Source organism: Sinomonas atrocyanea, from assembly GCF_030811715.1.
Classification (GTDB): domain Bacteria; phylum Actinomycetota; class Actinomycetes; order Actinomycetales; family Micrococcaceae; genus Sinomonas; species Sinomonas atrocyanea_A.
The window spans coordinates 45,506-66,203 of record NZ_JAUSRH010000015.1; the positions used below are offsets into that span (position 1 = coordinate 45,506).

Consider the following 20,698-nt stretch of genomic DNA (forward strand, 5'->3'; position numbering starts at 1 on the left):
TTCTGGATCGCGGCCTACGGCGCCGACAGCCGCGTCGGCTATGGAGAGGGGCCTTCTGCTGTTGGGCTGGCCTCGCCGTCGACATCGGCGTCTGCAGGCCGGTGGGGAAGGCCAGTGGGCGGCGCGTCAGTGCAAAGGGCGCTTCCCGGCTATCCAGCAAGCTGCTTGATAGCCGGGAAGCGCTGGTCTCGCACCTTGGTCCGGAACACCCGAGAAGAGGCATCGTGCTGGCGTTGTGCTGGGCACCGTAGGCGCGAGAGCCTACTCAGTGAGGCGGGTGAGGAGGCCTGCGGCGAGGGCGGCTCGTTGGAGCATGCCGGTGATGCTGATCCACTCGTTCCTGGCGTGGGCTCCTGCTCCGACCGCGCCCAGGCCGTCGAGGACGGGCAGGCCGAGTGCGGCGGCGAAGTTCCCGTCGCTGGCTCCTCCGACGGAGGCCTCCTTCAGGTCGAGGTTGAGCGCGGAGGCGACCTCGGCGGCCCGGGCGAACATCGCCGCTGTCTTCTCGGTGCGCTGCATAACGGGTCGGTTCCAGCCGCCGCTGAAGGCGATGGCTGCGAGGGGGTTCTCAGCGCGGAGGGTGGCGAAGACGCGGTCGACCCGCCGGGCCTCTTCGTCCGAGCTGACGCGAACGTCGACGTGGGCTACTGCTTTGTCGGCTTTGACGTTGGTTCGGGTGCCCCCGTGGAGGATCCCGACGTTGATGCTGGTTCCCGCTGCGAGGTCGGATGCGCCGTGCAGTTTCAGGACGACGCGTGAGATCTCGTCGATCGCGCTGGCCCCTGATTCTGGGTCGAGGCCGGCGTGGACGGCTTCGCCCTGGGCCTCGACCCGGAAGATGCCCACGCCCTTGCGTGCGGTCTTGAGGGCGCCGTCGGCACTTGCTTCGAAGACCAGCACCGCAGCGCCGCGGCGAGCTTCTTCCTCGATGACGGGGCGTGAGGACGGGCTGCCGAGCTCCTCGTCGCCGTTGAGCACGAGGCGCACATGGGGGCGGGGCGCGCCGAGGGCGTCGCAGGCCTTCAGGGCCCAGACCAGCTGGACGAGACCGGCTTTCATGTCGAAGGCTCCGGGCCCGGTGAGTGAGTCGCCATCGACCGAGACGGGCCACTCGGCCAGAGTCCCTGCCTCCCACACGGTGTCGTAGTGGCACAGGGCCGTGGCCCAAGGGGCGGCGCCCAGGGTGGGGGAGGGGTAGTCGAGGACAACGGTGTCTCCGTGCTCCCCGCCGTCGACGAGCCTTCGGGCGGCGGGAGTGCCCAGTCTCAGGCCGAGCCATCGTTCGGTCCAGTCGAGTCCCTTGATCAGCAGGTTCTTGTCGTCGGACGGGGTTTCCTGGCTGATGTAGTCCGAGAGGTCCTGGACCATCTCGTCCCTGTGGTCGTTGATCCATTGCTGAAGAGCGAGGATGGGCTTTGCACCGTCCTTCATGAGCGGACCCCGACGATGGCGTCCAGTGCGTCCAGGTGATGCTCGCCCATTTCGGCCTGGCCGGTCTCCAACGCCTTGATGAGGTCGACCATCTGTGTCAGGAGGGGCACGGTGATGCCGTGTTCCTGGGCTTTGGCGATGACCGGCCCGTAGTGGCAGGGGACTTCGGTGGGGCGCTTGCGGACGGCGATGTCGCGCCAGATCCCGGACCGGGTCTTGGACTGCGTGCCGAGCCACGCCGCCAGTCCGTCGGTGGCTGCACGCCGGGCCGCCGGGTCGGCGGACTGTCGGTAGGCGTCGGGTTCGAAGGCGTCGAATCCCTCGAGCTCGATTCCTTCGGCGTCGGCGACCTCGAAGACCTCTGCGGCGAGGCCTTCCATGGCGGGGCGGTGGCGGTCGATCAGGTCGGCCATGTCCGCATCGGCGAGGGCGGTGGCGGAGAGCATGGCTCCGAAGCCGAGCTTGGACCACAGGAAGCCGTCGACGTTCGGGGTCACGACCGGGGACCCCCAGTGCTCAAGGTCCGTGGCGAGCTGGTGCACGCGGTCGCTGACACCGCCGGTGTATTCGCCCAGTGCCATGCCGCCGGCCCCGCCGTCCTTGACGAGGCCGGGTTCCATGACGTCGGCGAAGAGGTCGACGAAGGCGCTGATGGTGCGCTGGGGACCCATCTGGGCGGCGATGGCGGCCTCATTGAGCCCGTTCTGCATGGAGACGACGTACCCGTCGGGCGCGAGGCGGGGGGCGATCCACGCGGCAGCCTTGTCGGTGGCCTGGGCCTTCACTGCGAGCAGCACGCGTCCGAGCTGGGAGGGGGCGTCGTCGAGTCCGAAGACGGGCAGGTGGGCCGTGAGTGTTCCCTGTGGGGTCTGCAGCCGCAGCCCACCGTCCCGGATGGCCTGCACGTGGGCGGGGTCGGCGTCGACCAACTGGACTGGGGCTCCTTGGGCATGGAGGTGGACGGCGAGGGTGCCGCCGATGGCGCCGGCGCCGACGACGGTGTAGGGGAGGTCTGTGGCAGTCATGCGTGGGCTTCCTTCTTGGTGGCGGGCTCCCAGTGGAGGGGCAGGTTCATGGCTCCGGTGGAGGCTCCGCCGTCGACGCGGAGCACTTCGCCGGTGATCCATTCGGCGGCGTCGCTGCAGAGCCAGAGCACTGCGTTGGCGATGTCGTCCGGGCGTCCGCGGCGTCCGAGGGGGTTGGGAGAGACGGCGGCGGCGTACTCCTCGGTGACGGGGTTGGCCTCGCTGTCGACGGTGACGAATCCGGGGGCCACGGCGTTCACCCGGATGCCCAGCGGGCCGAGTTCGAGGGCCGAGGCCCGGGTCGCCATCTCGAGCGCGGCCTTGGAAGTGGCATAGGGGGCGGCTCCGGGCCGGGCGCGCAGCGCCGCCCCCGAGGAGATGTTCACCACGACCGGCCTGCGGCCTGCCGCCGAGGCAAGCTGGGCCAGGACGACGGTGCTGAGCAGGGGAGCACGGACGTTCAGGTTCTGCACCGCGTCCCAGGTCGAAGCGTCCAAGTCGAGGAACGGTGTCGCGGGGTAGACCCCGGCAGCGTTGACGAGGACATCGACCGGCGCGGTCTCCCAGGCGGCGCGTACTGTTGCGGCCGGCGCCTCCGGGTCCCGCAGGTCGGTCCCGTAGACGTGGACGGCCTCGGCTCCGAGGGCCTGGGCCTCCCGTGCCACTGCGGTCGCGGCGTCGGCCCGGAGGTCGACGAGGGAGAGCACAGCCCCCTGCTGGGCGAAGGCGATGGCGGTCTGGCGGCCGATGCCGCTGCCGGCGCCGGTGATCAGGACGTGGCGGTTCAATCCAGTTCCTTTCCCTTGGTCTCGGGCATCGTCAGGTAGACCACGACGCCGATGGCCGCGGCGATGGCGCAGTAGAGCCAGACCCAGCCGCCGAGGCCGCTGGAGGTGAGCCAGGTGGTGATGTAGGGGGCCGTGCCGCCGAAGAGGGCCACGGCCAGGGCGTAGGGCAGGCCGATCCCGGTGGCGCGGATCGCGGCCGGGAACTGCTCTGCCATGATGACCGCGCAGTTGGCGGAGTAGCCCAGCAGGAAGACCATGCCGATGACCTGGATGACCAGCAGGGTCGGGAAGGAACCGTTGAGGAAGTGGAACGCGGGCCAGGCGAAGACCAGGAACCCGCCGGCGAACGCGGTCATGGTGGGCTTGCGGCCGATCTTGTCCGAGAGCAGGCCGGCGAAGGGCAGGAGGACCAGGAAGATGAGGACCCCGATGAAGTTCGCGGTGAGGGCCTGGCTGAGGGGGATGTGGGTCGAGACGGCGGCGTAGGTGGGCATGTAGGAGGCCCACATGTAGTACAGGAGCGTGCCCGCGATGGTGACGCCGAAGACGCGCAGGGTGGCGCCGGGGTGCTTGACGAACATGGTGAACACGGCGCCGCGGGCCGGCCGGGCGCTCTGGGCGACCGTCTCCTCTGCTGCGGCCTTCGCCTTCGCGAAGGAGTCCGTCTCCTCGACCGAGGATCGGAGCCAGAGCCCGACGACGCCGAGCAGGGCGCAGACGATGAAGGCGGCCCGCCATCCCCATGCGTCGACGGCGTCCTTCGGCAGGGTGGAGGTGATGAGGGCGCCGAGTCCGGAGGCGATGAGGATGCCCGCGCCGACCGAGACCTGCTGCCAGGAACCTGCGAACGCCCTCCGCCGTGGGGCGGCGGACTCGATGAGGAACGCCGACGAGGAGCCGAACTCACCGCCGGCGGAGAAGCCCTGCGCAAGCCGGGCCAGGAACAGGATCGCGGGAGCAAGGACGCCGATGGTGCCGAAGTCGGGAATCAGGCCGATGACCAGAGACGCGCCGGCCATCATCCCGATGGTCAGCACCAGCCCCTTCTTCCGGCCGTGCCTGTCCGCATAGGCCCCGAGCACTGCGGCCCCGACCGGGCGCATCACGAAGCCGACGGCGAAGATCGCCAGCGCGCCCAGCAACGACGCGATCTCGTTCCCCGCAGGGAAGAAGTGGTGGGCGAAGACGGAGGAGAAGGTGGTGTAGACGGACCAGTCAACCCATTCGACGGTGTTGCCGATGGAACCGGCGATGATGGCCTTGCGGCCGCGGGCCGAGAGTTTGGTCTGGTGAACGACGGTCTCGTTCACGCTCAGTTCGCTCATAATTCGGTTCCCCTTGGGGTGAGGTGGGCGGAGACGCGGTCTGCCAGTTCTGCGTGGGTGGTGACCCAGACGTCGTCGAACCCGCGGATGTAGGCCAGGAGCTCCTCGAGCACGACTAGGCGCGAGCGGTGGCCGATGATGTGCGGGTGCATCGTCAGCTGGAAGACGCCGCCGGCGGCGTAGGCGCCGTCGAACTCGTCCTTCCAGATCTGCAGCAGCTGCCGCGGAGGGGTGTAGGGCCGCAGCGACGCGAAGCGGTCCATCATCAGATAGGGGGCGTCGTCGCGGATCCACTCGACAGGGATCTCTACGACGCCGGTCGGCTCTCCCTCGGCCATCAGCTCGTAGGGCTCGTCGTCGGCCATCAGGGAGGAGTCGTACAGGAACCCGAGCTCGCGGACGACGTCCAGCGTCGAGTCGGAGAAGTCCCATGAGGGGGTGCGGATGCCGACCGGACGCACTCCGGACTGCTTGTGGAGAACCTCGACCGAGCGGCCGAGCAGGTCCAGTTCCTGCTCGTGGCTCAGCTGGGTGTTCCGTTCGTGGATCCAGCCGTGCACCGCGACCTCGTGGCCCGCGTCAGCATAGCCGGGCACCTCGTGCGGGCGCAGCAGGGCACACACGGCCGGGATGAAGAACGAGGCCTTCGCCTCGTACCGCTCCAGCAGCTCCAGGATGCGGGGCACCGCCACCCTGATGCCGTACTCGCCGGCGGCCATCTTCCCCGGGCTGGTCTCACCGTCCCGGAGGGAGGGGGTCTCGTGGTCGGAATCGAAGGAAAGCAGCACAGCAGCCTTCGCCCCGCTCTGCCATCGTTGGGCCGGGTCGGCGTCCATGAGCGGCCGGCCTGCACGGACGCGCTCCACATGGCCCCGCCACGTCTTCTCGCTCCAGCTCCATGGGGGTTCGCTGCTCACGTTTCGCCTCTCTTCGAAGTAGCTCTCGGGTCCGGAGGGCGGCAAGGCTGCCCCGGAAATGCGCGGTGATGTGACCTCGCTCTCATCAGAGTAGGGAAAATATCGTTCATCGACAAGACCATGGTTGGTAAATTCGTTCTCTGCACTGATGATGTATGGCTTGATCGACCAGCGACAACGGGTGGGTTAGCGGTGCTAGTGTTCCCTCATGAGCGCTGACCCGACTCCTGTCCGCGAGGGCACTTCGCCGGTGATCGAGGACCCGGTCAGCCTGGACATCGTCGCCGCCCTGCAGATCGCGCCCCGGGTGCCCGCCGCCAAGCTCGCCGAGATCCTCGAGCAGCCCACGACTACCGTGACCCGGAAGCTCAAGCGGCTCCAGCAGGAGCGCCTCGTCAAGGTGATCGGTCGCTTCGCCTGGCCGCTGGTGACCTCGGGGAACCCGATGCAGATGTGGATCTGCTGCCAGCCCGGGCGCTCCTACGAGGTCGCCGAGAGCCTGAAGCAGTTCCCGGAGATCCAGTTCCTGATGGTCACCTCGGGCAGTGCCGACATCTATGCCGACCTCTACCCACTGCTGGGATCTGACGCCAACGACCTCATCAGCCGCAGGGTCCCCTCCATCCCAGGCATCGCCTCCGCCCGAAGCCAACTCGTGCTGAAGAGCCCCCGTGTCGGCCAGTCCTGGCGCCTGAACCGCCTCACTGAAAATCAGCAGCACGAACTGGAAGCCTGCACCGACCCGGTGGTCCTCCCGGCCTTCTCCCGGATCGAAGACCTCAGTGACATCGACTTCCAGACCCTGAAGGAACTGGGCAACAACTCGCGCATCACCGCTGCCGACCTCGCCCGCAAGCTCGCCGTGAGCAGCTCCACCGCCTACAGGAGCATCCAGGTCGTCTTGGGCTCGGGCGCCATCTCGCCCCGCGTCGAGGTCGAACCCGCGGCCGTCGGGTTCCCGCTGAACGCGAACATCTCGCTGCAGGTTGACCCCTCCGCCATCCCCGAGGTCCTGGCTGACCTCAGCCGGCACCCCTCCGCAAGGATGGTTTCCATGGTCGCGGGCAGCGCCTCGGTCACCCATAACGGAGCGTTCACCGGCCCCGCCCAGCTGGCGGACTTCATCACCGAGGACCTGGGCGCCCTCCGCGGGGTCCACTCCATGGACATCTGCATCGGCATGAACGTCCTCCGCCGCTACTGGATGGACCGCGACGGCTTCCGCATCGGGGAGCAGGTCCCCGGCATCCTCAGACATAGGGTCACGGCCTCAGAAATCCAGCAGGAGTGTCATTAGCAGCCTTGGATGAGCGCGCGTCTTCACGGCCATCGTCCGGACGACCGCGGCGCCGACGTTGTTTGTCCTTGAACTCTCTGACGAGGTCGTGGAACTTCACCCTGGTCGCGTCGACGCAGATCATTCAGGTGGAGGCTCGGGGGTAGATGTGAAGCATTTACTTGACATAATCTCCGTTATCGGCCTGCGATCTGGACTGTGATTCGACATGTGATCGTATGGTTGTTTGGATGGGTCTTCCATGGGAGCATGGGGACATGACAGCAGTTGCAGGAGCCCGCGGCGGGCTGAAGGCGCACCAGGATTCGATCCGGCTGCCCGAGGCCGAGCTGGTCCGCGACCTCAGGGACATTCTCGGGGCGAAGCTCGTGGCGTACATCGGCTCGGTGAAGGAGACCCGCGCCGTGCGGCAGTGGGCCGACGGCGAGCGGAAGCCCTCGGCCGAGGTCATGACCCGGCTGCGCCACGCCTACCATGTCGCAGCGCTGCTGGCCGAGCGGGACTCCCGGTCGGTGGTCCAGGCCTGGTTCCAGGGCATGAACCCGCAGCTGGACGACGTCCCGCCGGCGCGGCTGCTGCGCGAAGGCCAGCTCGAGGACGCGGCGCAGGCTGTCCTCGCCGCCGCCCGGGCCTTCGCAGCGGCAGGCTGACGGGTGGGCCTCGGACAACAACTGGCAACGGTCACTGCGGACGCCCGGGTATGGCGCATCGGCTTCCGCCCCGAGCCCTGGGCGTGGAGCGGCTGGGAATGGGCGACCGACGGCCGGTTCCCGGGCCGGTGGGATGACCTCCACGGGAACTTCCGCACCCTCTACGCAGGCTCCACCCTGCACGCCTGCCTGCTCGAGGTGCTCGCCGGATTCCGCCGCGACGCTCGCCTCGCCGCCGAGCTGGACGAGATCGTCGAGGACGACGAAGACGCCGTTCTGCACCCCACCGTGGCCCCAGGCGAGGTTCCGCGGGAATGGCTCGACGCCCGTACTGCCACCTCGGCCGAACTGTCCGGGACCTACTGCGCCGTCACGGACTCTCGGACCGTCGCCGTGCTGTACCCGCACTTCATCGGCCTCGCCCTCACCCTCGGCCTTGCGGACTTCGACGCCGCAGCCCTGAAGGACGCCCGCCCGCGGCAGCTCACCCAGGCCGTGGCCGCATGGCTGTACGAGACCACCGACGTCGACGGTGTCACGTTCTCATCCCGCCACGGAGACGACCTCCGCCTGTGGGCCCTGTTCGAACGCCCCGGCGACCCGCCAGTAAGCCCCATGCTCGCGGGCATTCGACCCGAGGAACTCGACCCTGACAGCGCTGCAGTCAAAGAGGCCTTCCAAACACTCGGCCTGACCTGGAAGAGCGAATAGGCCTCATCTGGCCCCCGTAACGGCGGCGGCCGCGCGGTTCATGAGAGCATGACGCCATGCTCGCATCGCTGAACATGCCAGCCGCCCTCGAGACCCGGTCCGGTGCAGTGACGCTGCGGCGAGCGGCAGAGGACGACTTGGATGAGCTGATGGGCTTGCTCTCGGACGATCCGATCAGCGCTTCCCGCGGCGACATCGCCGCCGCGGACCGGGCGGCATACCGCCAGGCCCTGGCCTCGATCATCGCCGATCCCTCGAACGAAGTCGTCGTCGCAGAGGACGAGCAAGCGTCCGTCGTGGGGACCATGCAGTTGACGAGGATTCCCGGGATGGCCAGAAGGGGTGCGACCCGGCTGCTGATCGAGGCTGTCTGAGAATGTCAACCAGAACGAGGACTAGGCTGACGGCTTGATTCAGGACCAGTTCGGGGCACAGTGCCAGTGACTGGGACGTTGCGTTTGTCGCGCGCTCATCGGGCATCTGATCGCGCTGGGTAAACGTGCTCCGGGTTGGACCGCGGCTGTGAGGGGACAGCGGAACACGGCGCCGCGCACGTCGGCGGGCCCGCTCACGGGTGCGCGTCGCGAGGGTTATGGACGCGTTCGCGGTCGGCCCCCACTAGTGTTTCAGCACATGGCTCAGTTGCTGGATTTCGTGGACCTTCCGGGCGGATTCGAATACCCGCGCGGATTCATCAGGGTGACCGAACTGGGGCTGATCCACTTGGAGCCCTGGCACCTCCTGGAGGGTGAACGGCTGCGCGAGCGAAATCGCGGACTGAAGGAACGTTATCCATCACGGACTCTCGTGCCGTTTGCACGGCGTCAGGACAACGATGACGTGGCCTGCTGGGAACCAGACGCTGGGGATGGAATCGTCGCGGTGGTTCACGACTTCGCGTCGCCTGGTTGGGAGAATCACGGTCAGTTCGGCAGTTTCTACGACTGGCTCCGACGGGCCGTTGAGGACCTGATTGAATTCGACTGACTTTCGCCGCTGACCCTTCTCACAGAGCGGGCGCTACCAACAGGCGGTTCTGCCCGCCTCAGCGAAATTCCGGTGGAGGATCGGCTAGCGTTCCTGGGCACGCACCGCGCTTTCAGGGACATAGGCCTTGTGTGCCCTTCCTCAGCCGCTCAAGGCGCCCTGTCGAGATCTCGTCCTTGTAAGGGGCCATCGCGTGCTCAGTCTCCGCTAGGAGACCACACGCCATCTGATCGCCGTCGATGATGGCCAACGCCGTCGCCACAAACAACTTCAGAGGCAGATTTGCGGGGATGACAAAATCGCGCCGATCCTTCGCATCACGATTGGCCATGAGATAGGTCCGCAGTTCCCGGCGCGACGAAAACCCGGAAAGTCGCTGCTCAACACGGCCCATGTCTACTGAGAGGCCTGCCGAAATCTTGGATACGGCGCCGAGGCGCACAGTCGGTTCGAGACGAAACGATTGAGCGGCGGGTGGGTGGTGGACCGTACCGGGAGTCCCGCTCAGGACGGCATCCCCGACATCTCCGCGCTGGGCTGGCCTGCCCCAAAGGAAGGGCACAGCCTCGGGACTGACCACCCCCCATTGCACGTCGTACATGCCGCGGCGAACCAACAGGGCAACAACATGCTGCAATTCACCGGCTCCCCGTATCCACGCAAGCTTCGCGCAGGGCTCGAACCCCGCAGGACGGAGTATCGCCTCGATGCCGTCCGCGACGATCCGACGCAGCGCTTCAGCACCGCGAAGCTCCTGATCGCTCAGGGCCCCAAGGTCCGACTGAGCATGTCCCGTGGTTTCCTCCGTCACCAGTGCACGATATATCGACGAATCATAAAGGGGCGACAGCGGCGGTTTGAAGCCCGCACACCAGCCCTCTAGCGGTGCAAAGGGATGTCCCGTGGCTCCCGTCCGCGCGGGCACGGAGCCGGATCGCTGATCGGTCGCTTCTCTGCGAAACGGTATCTAGGCGCCGCGGTTCCCCGGCTCGACGCTTCTCGTCTGGCTGACGTGGCGCTCCCATGGCCCCGAGATCTGTTGCACCCCCCGTCATCCAACTACGACTTCGTCCGAGAGCGACTCGCTCGAGCTTTCCCCTCTGTACAAATCTTGCGGAAGTCCTGCGGCGGCAGGTACTCCCCTCCAGGAGAGCGGATGGATGTCCCTAGAAACGGGTCGCGTTGTTCGACGTCCTTGTGCGATCTAGGCAAGGTGGTGTATCCAGCTCGGATCTCCTTGCGTTCCTTGCTCGGAGCCCACTGGAGAAATACCGAAAATGGAACGGCGGAAATCAGGAAGACTACCATTAAGCTATCAGTGGCCCACGATTGAGGCACTCCGATCTTCATCAGAACCAGTGCAACCAGAAAAACGAGTGCTGGCGCAAATACCCATCGACGGGCGCGCATCCATAATGCATAGGACGAGGGTCCGTTCAGAAGGTTTCTCGTCGGATTCGGCACGGTTTTCACCACCCCAACATCCCGAGCGGGATTGATCCCATGTCCAGCGCCCCCTTCGACACTCCAACCCGTCCTACAGCATACCGATCGTGCCCATCCATCCCATGCCACGCCTTGTTGCGGTGTCGCAATTTCCGGCCCGGACGAGCAAGTCGACGAGGAGATTCCCGGTCTAGGCGCAGCCCCTTGGCCTGGCAGCGGATCGGAGCGCAAGGCCATCTGCTTCCGCGCCGCAGTCGTCGGCGAGCGTTCAGGGGTGGTGTTGTTTGTATCGTTCTCCCATGAAGTTCGTCAGCAGGGATGGGGCCATTTTCGAGCTGGCAGTCGACAGCTATCAATTCCCCGCCCGCGAAGGCGCCGTTTTCGGCAGGGACGCTGACAGCAACTGGCTCAATGTGCGAGGGAATCTGTCGCTCCCGGACGGGCGCTCCTCCAACTTCAGGGACCCCTGCCTCACAACTTGGGACGCCCGTGAACTGGCGGATTGGCTCAGATCTGTTAGCTGCGGACACGCGCCGAGTCTGTCATCAAACGACGGACCCGGCCTGGTCTTCGACGAGCCCTGTCTTGCTTTCGATGCCGAGCAGCTCGAAGGCGACACAGCAGTGCTCCGGGTCTACCTCTCCCTCGAAGCCGAGCCTGCATTCGTCGTCGAGGGAGCGCACGGCATGTTCGAGAACTACGTGCAACTCACGATGTCCCTAGCAGAGCTGGGTCGCGCCGCCGCAGAATGGGATGCCGAAATAAAGGCCTACCCCGTTCGATAGTGGAGCGATGGCGGATCCTTCATCACGCCGCTCCATCCCCAGAGGAACGGGATCGGCTTTGCATGGCCGTTCTCTTGATTGTGGACCTGAAGCTCTCGGCTTCGAGATGTTCATGGCCAGGGAGCCTGAGCGTGTACCCCATATAGGGGTCACGCTGCTCCAAATCTTTGTGGCCGATTGGAAAGGTCGTGTAGCCGGCTCGTGACTCGGCCCCTTCCTTGAGGTCCCTCCAAGTCCAAACTAGTGCCAGTGCAACTCCCATTCCCATTGTGGCGATGAAGATGATGTAGGTGAACACGGACACAGGAAGCCTGACGACATACAGCATGAAGATGAGCAATACACACATTGCCACGAAGATGATCGAGATCATCATCTGTGCTCTATTTAAGACGTAGGCGGAAGGCCCGGTGAGCAGATTCTTGCGGCGGGGTTTGGTCATATGTTCCATTCGAAGCCACCACCCAATAGTGAAGACACATTGCCCGGGAGGCCCCCGTCGTTTGACTCGGCCGATTGCAGAGAACGTCTTGCTCCTGCCATCGGTGTCCACGGCGCCAAGGTCGAACATCCACTTCTGCTCATAGTCTCGGCCTGTCTAGCCGCCGTGCCCGCCGGATGCACAAGATGACGACGGACGTGGCTGCCAGGAAGCAGAGGATCGCGATCGACGCACGCGGCACTGGCACTTCTCCGGTGGACCACACCACGAGGATGGTCATCGGGTTCCATCCCCACGGAGAATCCGAGTACCAAGTCGCGCCGGTCGGCGTGAGCTGCTCACCGCCCCAAGCGGAAACAGGAACAGAGATGAGGGACAGAGCCAGCCACCGTGCGGGCGTCCAATAGGGCTGGTGCGCTGTGCTCGAGGACGCGGGGCCGATGGCTCGAAGCGCTGAGGCCACGAAGCGTGCCTGTGCACGGGAATGCTTCAGGAGGACCGCGAATTCAGGTTTCGCCAGATATTCGTCGTCTGCTGCACGTATCAGTGTTCCGAGGTAAGGGTCGCGTTGCTCAAGCTCCGTAAACCGGCGGGACAGTGTCGTGTAGGCAGCGCGCCTCTCGGCCGCTGCCTTTGCCCGCGCCCAGATGACGAACATGCACCATACCGCCGCAGAGAAGAGTCCGATGGCTAGGAACCCGCCCGTAATCGATTCCGGAGCGCTGAAAGCCATCAGCAGCACGAGAACTATCCACGATGCGCCGCTGATGACGGCGGACCAGTTTCCGACGCGCGTGAGCATATAGGCCGAAGGGCCATCGAGAAGGTTCCGGTCCACGCATCGCCCCCTGAGTCCGTCGGTGGATCGAAGCGAAGGCTACGCGCCTAATCGAACCGTCGGAAGTGCGCCGCGCACGGCGGTTCAAATTTAGGTGCGCAAGCCGGCCGACCAACGTGCGCGGCGCCATGTTCCGTTGTCCCTTACAACCTCGGGCCGACCGGAGGAGCGTTTACCCCGCGCGATGAGATGCGCGATGAGCGCACGACGAGCGCAACCTCCCCGCCGCCGTTTGGTGTCTCGCTGGGCTCAGCCGGGCCGCCGCTCATGCTTGGGGAGCGGCCCTGCCGGCATGGTCAGCGGCCCCGTCCTCGGTCCTTGTCCCTGCCGGGCGTGGGCTTGGGTCCCACGGTCCGCTCCGGGGCGTCCCCGGGAGCCTGGGTCGGTGCCCCCGGGAACGACTGGGCGACGAGGCGCCGCACCTGCTCCTCCTCGCTCTCCACGCGCGGGGCAGCGGCGAGCCAGCCGGACCCCGCGGCGGCCGGGGCCTGCTCGGTCGCGTGCTGGGTCTGGAGGGCCTGGAGGTCTCCGCGGACGATGGTGAGCTTGTCCATGGCCGCGGCCCTGACACGCTCGGCGTCGCCGAGCCTGTCGGCGGCCTTGTGCATGTCGTGGATGGCGCGCATGGTGTTGCGCAGCTGGGCCAGCAGCAGGGCGTGGCCGGCTGCCGTGGACGGCCCCACGGAGGTCTGCATGAGCAGCATGCCCGCGCCCTTCGCGCTGGGCATGGGCGCGTGCTCGACCCTGGGCGGGAAGCGGCGCAGCTGGGCCGTGCGGGCCAGCGCCTTGGCGGTGTCCGCCAGCGGCCCGGGCACCGCCTCGGTGCGCAGGCTCCAGGCGGCGAAGGCGCCGGAGGTTTCGCGCGCGATCTGGGCCCAGAGGGCGTCATCGTCGAGCGGGATCGTCTTCATCCGCTCGTAGAGCTGGCCGACTTCGGCGGTGGCCTTCTCCCACTCGGCGGCAGTGGGCTCGTGGACCTCGCGGCCCTCGGTGGTCGGGCGCTTCCCCTGGGCGGCCGCCTGCCATTCGGCAAGGGCTGCGGCCACGGTCTCGTCCGTGACGTTCCAGCCCTTGCGCAGCTGCGGCAGGGTCAGGTCCCGGGCGATCTTTCCGCCGCCGAACCACACCGGCTTCTCCGCCTTGCTCTCTGGCCGGAGGGCGACTGAGTAGCCGGCAATTGCCCCGGCGCCTCCCTGGGCGAAGCGGGGTCGTACGAGGACCCCGGAGCGGCGCAGGCGCCGGACGAACTCGGCCTCGTCCATGCTCGCGGTGGACGCCGCGCGCAGGACGCGCTGGAGGCGGTCACGGCCCAGCTCTGCCGCGCCCATCGCGACGGCGCGTTCCCGTTCCTTGGGGTGGTAGCCGCGCTCGGCATGCGGCCCGCGCACGACGCGCAGACCGTGCTCGGCCTCGAGCTCCGCGCAGGCGTCCTGGGCGCGCTTGAAGTCCTTGTGCTGGCTCCACCGGGTGCCGTCCTCCCGGACCATGGAGACGGCAAGGTGGATGTGGTCATTGCCCGCCGTACTGGACCCGTGGTGGATGGCGATCCACCGGCACGGCGGCTTGCCGTCGCTGCCGGTGAAACCCATCTTCTCCGCGAAGCCGTGGGCGATCTTCCCCCACGCTTCATCACTGAGCTGTCCTTCATCGGCGGGCAGGCTCAGCGAGACGTGGAAGACGTGCCTGGCCCCTTCCCTGCCGGCACCGAAGACGGACTTGGGGATGTCCATCTCGCGGCCGAGAGCAAGGGCCGAGCCGGCGTCCAGGCGCTGCCCGACCTCGACACTGACGATCGACTCGGACGCCGCGATCAGCCGCTGGTCCTTGTGCTCGTTCGCGCGTCCCCGGCCCACCAGGTAGTTGATCAGCCCGACCATGCGGTCGCCCTTGGTGACGTTCGGGATCATGGGCGCATCACCGCCACCACGGCCTCGTCGATGCGGGCCATGAGACGACGCGCAGCGGCCACCGCCGCGGCGGCGTCATCGGGGAATTCTCCGGTGGCGTTCGCGTGCCGGGCGATCTGGTTCACGTTGTTCGACACAGCCCCGAGAAGGGTCCGGATCCCCAGCAGCTCCTGCGCGAGGTTGCGCCGGTCGAAAGCAGTCTCCCCCGGCTGGGCCATGGCGCTCTCGAACAGCAGACGCGGCGGCGTCACACCCTGCTGCTCGGCCTTGACGACGACAGCGGCCTTCTCCTCCGGGGAGCACCAGACCTTGATGTACTCCTTGCGGCCGCCACGCTCGTTGTCACGGCGCGACTTGCCGAGGCGGCGTACCGTCTTGGCCTCACCCATGACGCTCCTCCCGGCCCAGCGCAGCGACCCCGAACCTCGGGGACCCACACGCCAGTGTGCCAGAAGCCCGACCCCCGGTCGAGCTTCAAAGCCATTTACGGGCACGTAAATGCATAGCTTGCTCCTCCCTGGGGGCTCCGCCGGTTTCCGAAACCCTCGGTTCGACGACGGCAAAAGCATGCCTCACAGGGGGTGCGTCGTTAGGCTGGAGCCATGGACATCCAGCAAATCGAAGAGGCCGCGAACCGCAAGCTTGAACAGGACCGGAACGACCGGATCACCGCGGTGCGCGAGTACGCCGCAGCGGCCAAGCGCAGCGCCGAGGCCCGCGCCGAACTCGCCGCCGCCGACGACGACCACCTCGCCAAGTACCGCGCCGCCATCCGGCACGGCTGGACCGAATCGGACCTAAAGGGATTCGGCATCGAGCCCCCCACCAAGAAGCTCGGCGGCCGGCCCCGCAAGCCCCGTACCGCGCCCCGACAGCGCCCCGCCGAAACCCCGGCGGAATCCCCCGCAGTCCAGCACTGACCGCTGCCGGCCAACCGGCCGCCGTGGTCACCTGAGGAGGGCCCAGGACGAGGCCCTGGGCGGCCGCCATGTGGGGCGGGCGTCGGAGGGAACCGGCGGACGGTTCCCTCCTTCTAGGACGGCCTCATTCCGCGGACGCGGAATCGTGCGAGCCGTGCGGACGGGCCCACCAGGATCCCCGCAGCACCCGGCCCGCGGGTCACACACTGCCGACGGCTACCGCCCCCGGCCGAGATCCCTCCGCTGGGCCGGGGTGTACCCCTTCTCTTCGTCTCCGGAGCGTCCCCCGCCGCCTCGTGCGGCGCGCGGGAAGGTGACCGCCACGAGCCCCGCAAGGGCCCGCGTCTCCTCGTCCAGTCCGTCCGGCTCCGCCGCACCGGCGGGCTCAGCCGGGCCGCTGCGCGCGGCGATCGCCGCGTCCACCCGCTCCACCTCAGCACGGGCGGCCGCGAGGGCTTCCACGTGCTTGAAGGGCCGGTCCAGCATGGCCTCCGCCTCGGCGATCTTGCCCTCGGCTTCCGCCGCCCGCTCAGCCGTCCGCTGGGCGAGCCGCGGCAGGCCCGCGACGCGGTTCTCTAGCTGGCGGATGGTGCCGAGGTCGGCATTGACCAGGGCGTCCCGGTCGAGCTCGAACGACGTCCGCGGCACACCGTCCAGGCTCAGTTCGGCGGTCGGCTTCTGTCCCGGGAACGGGGCGACGAGCCGGGCCCGGACCGCGTGACCGCCGACCTCGGCGAGGACGCCGAGGTCGGTGCGCGCGTACGGGTTCATCACGTGGTGCGAGTTCGCCGCCGCCCAGCCCTGCACGGCCGCGGCCGCCTCCGTCCGTGACGTGAACCGGGCGCCGCGGACGGTCATCGCGAACGCCTCCCCGGACGTGTCGACCGCGCGCTCGACGGCGGGCTCGATGAGGGGCAGGTCGGCCTGCGCCGCCTCGAGCGCAGTGCGCTCGGCGCTACGTGTGTGCTCGACCGCGACGAGGTTGCGGTGGTGGGCCCGCTCGAGCCGGGAGAGCCGGTTGTACTCCTGGTCGGCGTTGGCCTTCTCCAGCACCAGCGGGTTGCCGGAGGTGATGGCCTTGGCCTGGGCGAAGGAGAGCGTGTTGTCCCCAATGTCCTCGATCTCGCGTACATCGAGGCGGCCCTTCATGATGGCGTTGATGAAGCGGCTCTTGCGCTCCAGCCCCTGCCACATGAACGAGTCGAACGAGGCGACCGTGACGAACTGCGAGATCCGCACCTCGGGGTTCTGGTTGCCCTGGCGGATGATGCGCCCGTGGCGCTGCTCGACGTCGGCCGGCCGCCATGGGGCGTCCATGTCGACCAGATGGATCGCGCGCTTCTGGATGTTCGTCCCGACGCCCATCTTCTGCGTCGAGCCGACCAGGACCGCGATGTGGCCGGCCCTCGCGTCGGCGAACAGCCGCGCCTTCTCCGAGTCGTTGCGCGCCTCGTGCATGAAGCGCACCATGTGCCCGGGCACTCCGCGCACGACGAGCTGGCGCTTGAGCTCGTCGTAGACGTTCCACCCGTCCCCGGGGGTGCCCTGGTCGCAGAAGACGATCTGCAGCGCGCCCGGCACCGGCTCGGGCTCGCCCGTCGCCGGGTCCGTGTACACGGCGTCCTTGTTCTCGGCATACACCCGGGCGAGGAGCGCGGCCGCCGCGGAGGCCTTCGTCTCCCCGAACGGCTCCAGGACCGGGTCCACCAGGCGCATGTCCAGAGCAGCCTTGCGCCCGTCCGTGGAGACCTTGAGCATGTTGTCCTCGGTCGGCTCCACCATGCGCGCCTCGATCGCGTCGACGCGCTCACCGATCCGCTGGATGTACTCGCTCAGCTCGGGCGTCGGCTCCACCGGATGCAGCTCAGGGGCCCGCTGCCCGTCCCCGGCCCGCTCGGCGAGGTCCGGGACCGGGAGCTTGAGGTCCTCGGCCGTCTTGACGTCGGCGAACGTGTGGAACATGCGCAGCAGCTCGGGCACGTTCTGGAACTTCGCGAAGCGCGCCTTGAGCTTGAACCGGTCACCGCCGGCGACGGAGAGCTCCATCTCCTCCACCACCTGGCCGAACGTCGCGGCCCAGGTGTTGAAGTCCGCGATCCCGGCGTCCTCGAGCAGGTCCGGGCGCAGGTAGCGCTGCATCACGTACATCTCCGTGACCGAGTTCGCGATCGGGGTCGCCGTCGCGCCGGTGATCACCCGCCGGCCCTCCCGGGCACGCAGGTACTCGGCCTTCATGTGCAGGTCCGAGGCGCGCTTGGAGCCCTGGATCGCCGCACCCGGGATGTTCGAGGGGGTGTCGAGGTTCTTGTAGTCGTGCAGCTCGTCGACCACGAGGTAGTCGATGCCGGACTGCTCGAAGCTCAGCCCCGGATCGGTCGGCTTGTCCAGCAGCGCCTTGATGTCCTCCTCGCGGGCGAGGACCCGCTTCTCCATCCGCTTCACCAGCCCGGCCCCGGCCATCCCCGGACCCTGGGCCTGCTGGGCCTTGACCGCTTCCAGCTCGGCGCGCAGGCGGGAGACCTCCGCATCGAGGTACGCCGCGGCCGCTTCGCTGGTGAGCGGGAGGCGCTCGAACGCGGTGCGGGTCATGATGACCGCGTCCCAGTCGTTCGCAGCTGCCCGGGCGACGAAGCGGCGCCGGCGGTCCTTGGCCAGGTCGTCGATGGAGGCGGCCAGGATGCGGGCCTGCGGGTAGAGTTGGAGCCACTCCCGCCCGAACTGCTCGAGCATGTGGTTGGGCACGACGACGGCCGGCTTGTTCGCCAGCCCGAGGCGCTTGAGCTCCATCACGCCCATGACCATCTCGGCGGTCTTGCCCGCACCGACCTGGTGGAACAGCCCGACGGCGGGCTCGGCGACCATGCGGGCCACCGCGGCGCGCTGGTGCGGGCGCGGGACGAAGTCCTTCGCCAGCCCCGGCAGGGTCAGGGCCTCGCCCTCGGCGGTGTAGTCGCGCAGGACGATCGCGTTGAACCGGTCGTTGTACTCCCCGATGAGCCGGGTCGCCCGATCCGGCTTCTCCCAGACCCATTCGCTGAAGCGCTCCTGCAGCGCCTGCGCCTTCTCCTGCGCCGCGGCGGTCTCGACCTGGTTCAGCACCCGGCGCCCGTCCACCTCCTCCGTCACGCGGACGGAGCGCTGTTCGAGCAGCTGGGCGAAGATGTCGGAGGCGGGCATCCGCCCGGTCCCCCACTCGCTCGTGGCCAACAGGGAGTGGCGGCCGGCCTTCACGTCCCACATCGAGGCCGTGCCCACGACGCTCGCACGGGGGTCGGCGAGGATCTCCTGCAGGAAGGCCTGGTGGTCTGCCGGGCTGATCCACACCGCACCGATGCGGGCCTCGACCTCGTCCATGCGCAGCGGCTCCGGCTGCACGGCGCGCAGCGCCGAGACGTTGCCGGCGAACCGCTCGTCGGCCTCGGCGGCCGCCTCGGCCTCGCGCAGCTTGGCCCGCACGTTCCCCGACAGGTAAGCGGCCCGGGTCTGGAGCTCCCCCGTCTTGGGGTCCTCGTAGACGGCCTCGCCGAGCCGGGCGCGGGCGTCGGCCTCGTCGGTGGCGAGCAGGTGCGCGATGGTGGCCAGGTCCACCTCCCCGGTGGTGTCCAGCGTGATCGCGAGGGCGTCCTCGGCGGTCTCCGCTCCGAGCACGGGCCGGCGCGGGGCGACCTGCCGGGCTGCCAGGAGCGGGGCCTCCTTGGCGGTGCCGGTGCTCTCGTCGTACTCCTCCAGCGCCATGACCACCGGCTGCCAGGGGTCCTGGCGGAACTTGGCCACCGCCAGCGGCACGCGCCGGCTCATGATCGGCTCGCCGTCCTCGTCCACCCGCCCCGTGGGGGTGAGCTTGAACCTGTTGACCGGCCCGAAGGCGGCCGTGTACCCGCGGTACTGGGTGCGCAGCAGCTCACGGGCGGCGTCGGTCTCCGGGGTGTCGTCGACGTCGGCGGCCTCCAGCTCCAGCAGGGTCCGGGCCGCGTCCCGGATCCCCAGCAGGGCCGTGAGCTCCTCGGCCTGGGAGCCCGCCTTCACTCGGGCCCCGCCCGGACCCGCGGTGATTCCGGGGACGGGGAAGTCGATGTGGGCGCCGTCCTGGACGACGGTGAAGCCGGTGTCGGTGCGGGTCAGGTGCCCTTCCCAGAGGCCCCGCTCGGCGGGCACCCATGCTGCCCGCTGCGCGGTCTGCTCGGCTGTCCGGGCCGTCATGCCCCTGCCCTTGGCCAGCGCGCGGTCCGTGATGCCCGTCAGGGCCTCCTCGAGGCGGGCGGGGACGGCGGCGAGGTCGGGCGTGGTCAGGGTCAGGGTCGCCTCGCCGTACATCCCGTGGCCCACATGGAGGTCCCCGAGGAGGTGCTCGGGGTGTTCGTCGAAGTACGCGTTGACCCGGGTGGTCTGCCCGTCGATCCGCTTGGCGTGCACTGTCTCCCACAGTGTGCTCGCCGGCTCCTGCCCGGGCTCGCGGCGGCGGAAGACCAGCAGGTCGGTCAGTGCCTCCGTGCCGGCGGCGCGGCGGTGCGCCCCGGTGGGCAGGCGGACTGCGCCGATCAGGTCGGCCATCGCGTTCATCTCCCGCCGGGCGGCGGGGTTCCCTGCGTCCAGGGTGAAAGACGACGTGAGGACGGCCACTGCTCCCCCGGGCCGGGTCAGGGCCAGGGACTTGATGATGAAGTGGTTGTGCATCGAGTGGCCGCCCGCATTGTGGCGGGGGTCGTGGAGCACGAGGTCGGCGAAGGGCACGTTGCCCACGACGGCGTCGAAGTGCCCGGCGCGGTAGCGGGTGGCGGCGAACGACTCGTTGCGCACCTCGGCGTGGGGGTAGAGCTTCTGCGCGATTCCGGCCGTCACGGGGTCGAGCTCGACCCCGGTCATCCTCGCCCCCTCCGGGGCGAGGCCGATGAACGTCCCGGGCCCGGAGCCGGGTTCGAGGACCTCGCCCTCGGTGAATCCGAGCCGGGCCAGCGTGCCCCAGACAGCCTGGGCGTAGGCGGCGTCGGTGTAGTGGGCGTTGATGGTCGTCCGCTTCGCCGCGAGGTACTCGCGCTCGCTCAGCAGCTCCTTCAGCTCCTGCCGCTGGGCGGCGTGCTCGGGCCGGTCCTCGTCGAAGATCTGCCAGACGCCCTGGGCGCCCCAGGACCCCCACCGTGCCATCCGGGACCGTTCCTCCGCGGTAGCCGGCCGGTCCTGCCCCTGCAGCGCGCGCAGGGTGCGCAGCGCCTCGAGGTTCGCCTCGACCCT

The 20,698-nt window shown here is 68.3% G+C and carries 18 protein-coding genes; 7 read left to right on the forward strand and 11 right to left on the reverse strand.

Annotation, left to right across the window (positions count from 1 at the left end):
• Positions 1-261 precede the first annotated feature (261 nt).
• The 5 genes from J2W21_RS17870 to J2W21_RS17890 are packed head-to-tail and all read right to left on the reverse strand — an operon-like array spanning position 262 to position 5,486.
• Positions 262-1,431, reverse strand: a complete 1,170-nt coding sequence (locus tag J2W21_RS17870; RefSeq protein WP_307115872.1) for a M20 family metallopeptidase — start codon at positions 1,429-1,431, stop codon at positions 262-264.
• Positions 1,428-2,456: a ketopantoate reductase family protein gene (locus J2W21_RS17875; protein ID WP_307115873.1), complete on the reverse strand. Its 1,029-nt coding sequence runs from the start codon at positions 2,454-2,456 to the stop codon at positions 1,428-1,430. Before J2W21_RS17875 ends, J2W21_RS17870 begins: the two co-directional genes overlap by 4 nt.
• Positions 2,453-3,244 (reverse strand): SDR family NAD(P)-dependent oxidoreductase, encoded by a 792-nt coding sequence (locus tag J2W21_RS17880; RefSeq protein WP_307115874.1) that lies wholly within the window; start codon positions 3,242-3,244, stop codon positions 2,453-2,455. The genes J2W21_RS17875 and J2W21_RS17880 overlap by 4 nt, the downstream gene beginning before the upstream one ends.
• Complete coding sequence (locus J2W21_RS17885; protein WP_307115875.1) at positions 3,241-4,569, reverse strand: MFS transporter; 1,329 nt, start codon at positions 4,567-4,569, stop codon at positions 3,241-3,243. Before J2W21_RS17885 ends, J2W21_RS17880 begins: the two co-directional genes overlap by 4 nt.
• On the reverse strand, positions 4,566-5,486 hold the full coding sequence (locus tag J2W21_RS17890) for a polysaccharide deacetylase family protein (protein ID WP_307115876.1): 921 nt from the start codon (positions 5,484-5,486) through the stop codon (positions 4,566-4,568). Before J2W21_RS17890 ends, J2W21_RS17885 begins: the two co-directional genes overlap by 4 nt.
• 208 nt (positions 5,487-5,694) lie before the next feature.
• Here J2W21_RS17890 and J2W21_RS17895 point away from each other — a divergent pair, with 208 nt between their 5' ends.
• The 5 genes from J2W21_RS17895 (at position 5,695) to J2W21_RS17915 (ending at position 9,131) form a co-directional block, all read left to right on the forward strand.
• Positions 5,695-6,783, forward strand: coding sequence for an Lrp/AsnC family transcriptional regulator (locus J2W21_RS17895; protein ID WP_307115877.1), 1,089 nt, complete (start codon positions 5,695-5,697; stop codon positions 6,781-6,783).
• A 257-nt stretch (positions 6,784-7,040) separates the two neighbouring features.
• Positions 7,041-7,433 carry a hypothetical protein gene (locus J2W21_RS17900; protein ID WP_307115878.1) on the forward strand — a complete coding sequence of 131 codons (393 nt, stop codon included), beginning with the start codon at positions 7,041-7,043 and terminating at the stop codon, positions 7,431-7,433.
• Positions 7,434-7,436: 3 nt separating this feature from the next.
• Positions 7,437-8,144 carry an RES domain-containing protein gene (locus J2W21_RS17905; protein ID WP_307115879.1) on the forward strand — a complete coding sequence of 236 codons (708 nt, stop codon included), beginning with the start codon at positions 7,437-7,439 and terminating at the stop codon, positions 8,142-8,144.
• A 56-nt stretch (positions 8,145-8,200) separates the two neighbouring features.
• Positions 8,201-8,518 (forward strand): hypothetical protein, encoded by a 318-nt coding sequence (locus J2W21_RS17910; protein ID WP_307115880.1) that lies wholly within the window; start codon positions 8,201-8,203, stop codon positions 8,516-8,518.
• 259 nt (positions 8,519-8,777) lie between these two features.
• A complete protein-coding gene (locus tag J2W21_RS17915; protein WP_307115881.1) occupies positions 8,778-9,131 on the forward strand; it encodes a hypothetical protein in 354 nt (117 codons plus the stop codon).
• A gap of 112 nt (positions 9,132-9,243) precedes the next feature.
• On the opposite strand, the gene J2W21_RS17920 is transcribed toward J2W21_RS17915, so the two are convergent.
• On the reverse strand, positions 9,244-9,942 hold the full coding sequence (locus J2W21_RS17920) for a hypothetical protein (protein WP_307115882.1): 699 nt from the start codon (positions 9,940-9,942) through the stop codon (positions 9,244-9,246).
• Between the two features lie 934 nt (positions 9,943-10,876).
• Between J2W21_RS17920 and J2W21_RS17925 the strand changes: the two genes are divergently transcribed.
• The gene (locus J2W21_RS17925; protein ID WP_307115883.1) at positions 10,877-11,362 is read left to right on the forward strand and encodes a WapI family immunity protein; all 486 of its coding nucleotides are present in this window, start codon (positions 10,877-10,879) and stop codon (positions 11,360-11,362) included.
• A gap of 22 nt (positions 11,363-11,384) precedes the next feature.
• Here J2W21_RS17925 and J2W21_RS17930 read toward each other — a convergent pair whose 3' ends face one another.
• The 4 genes from J2W21_RS17930 to J2W21_RS17945 all read right to left on the reverse strand — a co-directional run bounded on the left by J2W21_RS17930 (position 11,385) and on the right by J2W21_RS17945 (position 14,938).
• Positions 11,385-11,804: a hypothetical protein gene (locus J2W21_RS17930; protein WP_307115884.1), complete on the reverse strand. Its 420-nt coding sequence runs from the start codon at positions 11,802-11,804 to the stop codon at positions 11,385-11,387.
• A 139-nt stretch (positions 11,805-11,943) separates the two neighbouring features.
• Positions 11,944-12,642 carry a hypothetical protein gene (locus tag J2W21_RS17935; RefSeq protein ID WP_307115885.1) on the reverse strand — a complete coding sequence of 233 codons (699 nt, stop codon included), beginning with the start codon at positions 12,640-12,642 and terminating at the stop codon, positions 11,944-11,946.
• 296 nt (positions 12,643-12,938) lie between these two features.
• On the reverse strand, positions 12,939-14,549 hold the full coding sequence (locus J2W21_RS17940) for a relaxase/mobilization nuclease domain-containing protein (protein ID WP_307115886.1): 1,611 nt from the start codon (positions 14,547-14,549) through the stop codon (positions 12,939-12,941).
• Positions 14,546-14,938, reverse strand: coding sequence for a plasmid mobilization protein (locus J2W21_RS17945; RefSeq protein ID WP_307115887.1), 393 nt, complete (start codon positions 14,936-14,938; stop codon positions 14,546-14,548). The genes J2W21_RS17940 and J2W21_RS17945 overlap by 4 nt, the downstream gene beginning before the upstream one ends.
• A 213-nt stretch (positions 14,939-15,151) precedes the next feature.
• Between J2W21_RS17945 and J2W21_RS17950 the strand changes: the two genes are divergently transcribed.
• Complete coding sequence (locus J2W21_RS17950) at positions 15,152-15,469, forward strand: hypothetical protein (protein WP_307115888.1); 318 nt, start codon at positions 15,152-15,154, stop codon at positions 15,467-15,469.
• A 216-nt stretch (positions 15,470-15,685) separates the two neighbouring features.
• Here J2W21_RS17950 and J2W21_RS17955 read toward each other — a convergent pair whose 3' ends face one another.
• Positions 15,686-20,611 (reverse strand): helicase-related protein, encoded by a 4,926-nt coding sequence (locus J2W21_RS17955; RefSeq protein ID WP_307115889.1) that lies wholly within the window; start codon positions 20,609-20,611, stop codon positions 15,686-15,688.
• Positions 20,612-20,698: the final 87 nt, after the last annotated feature.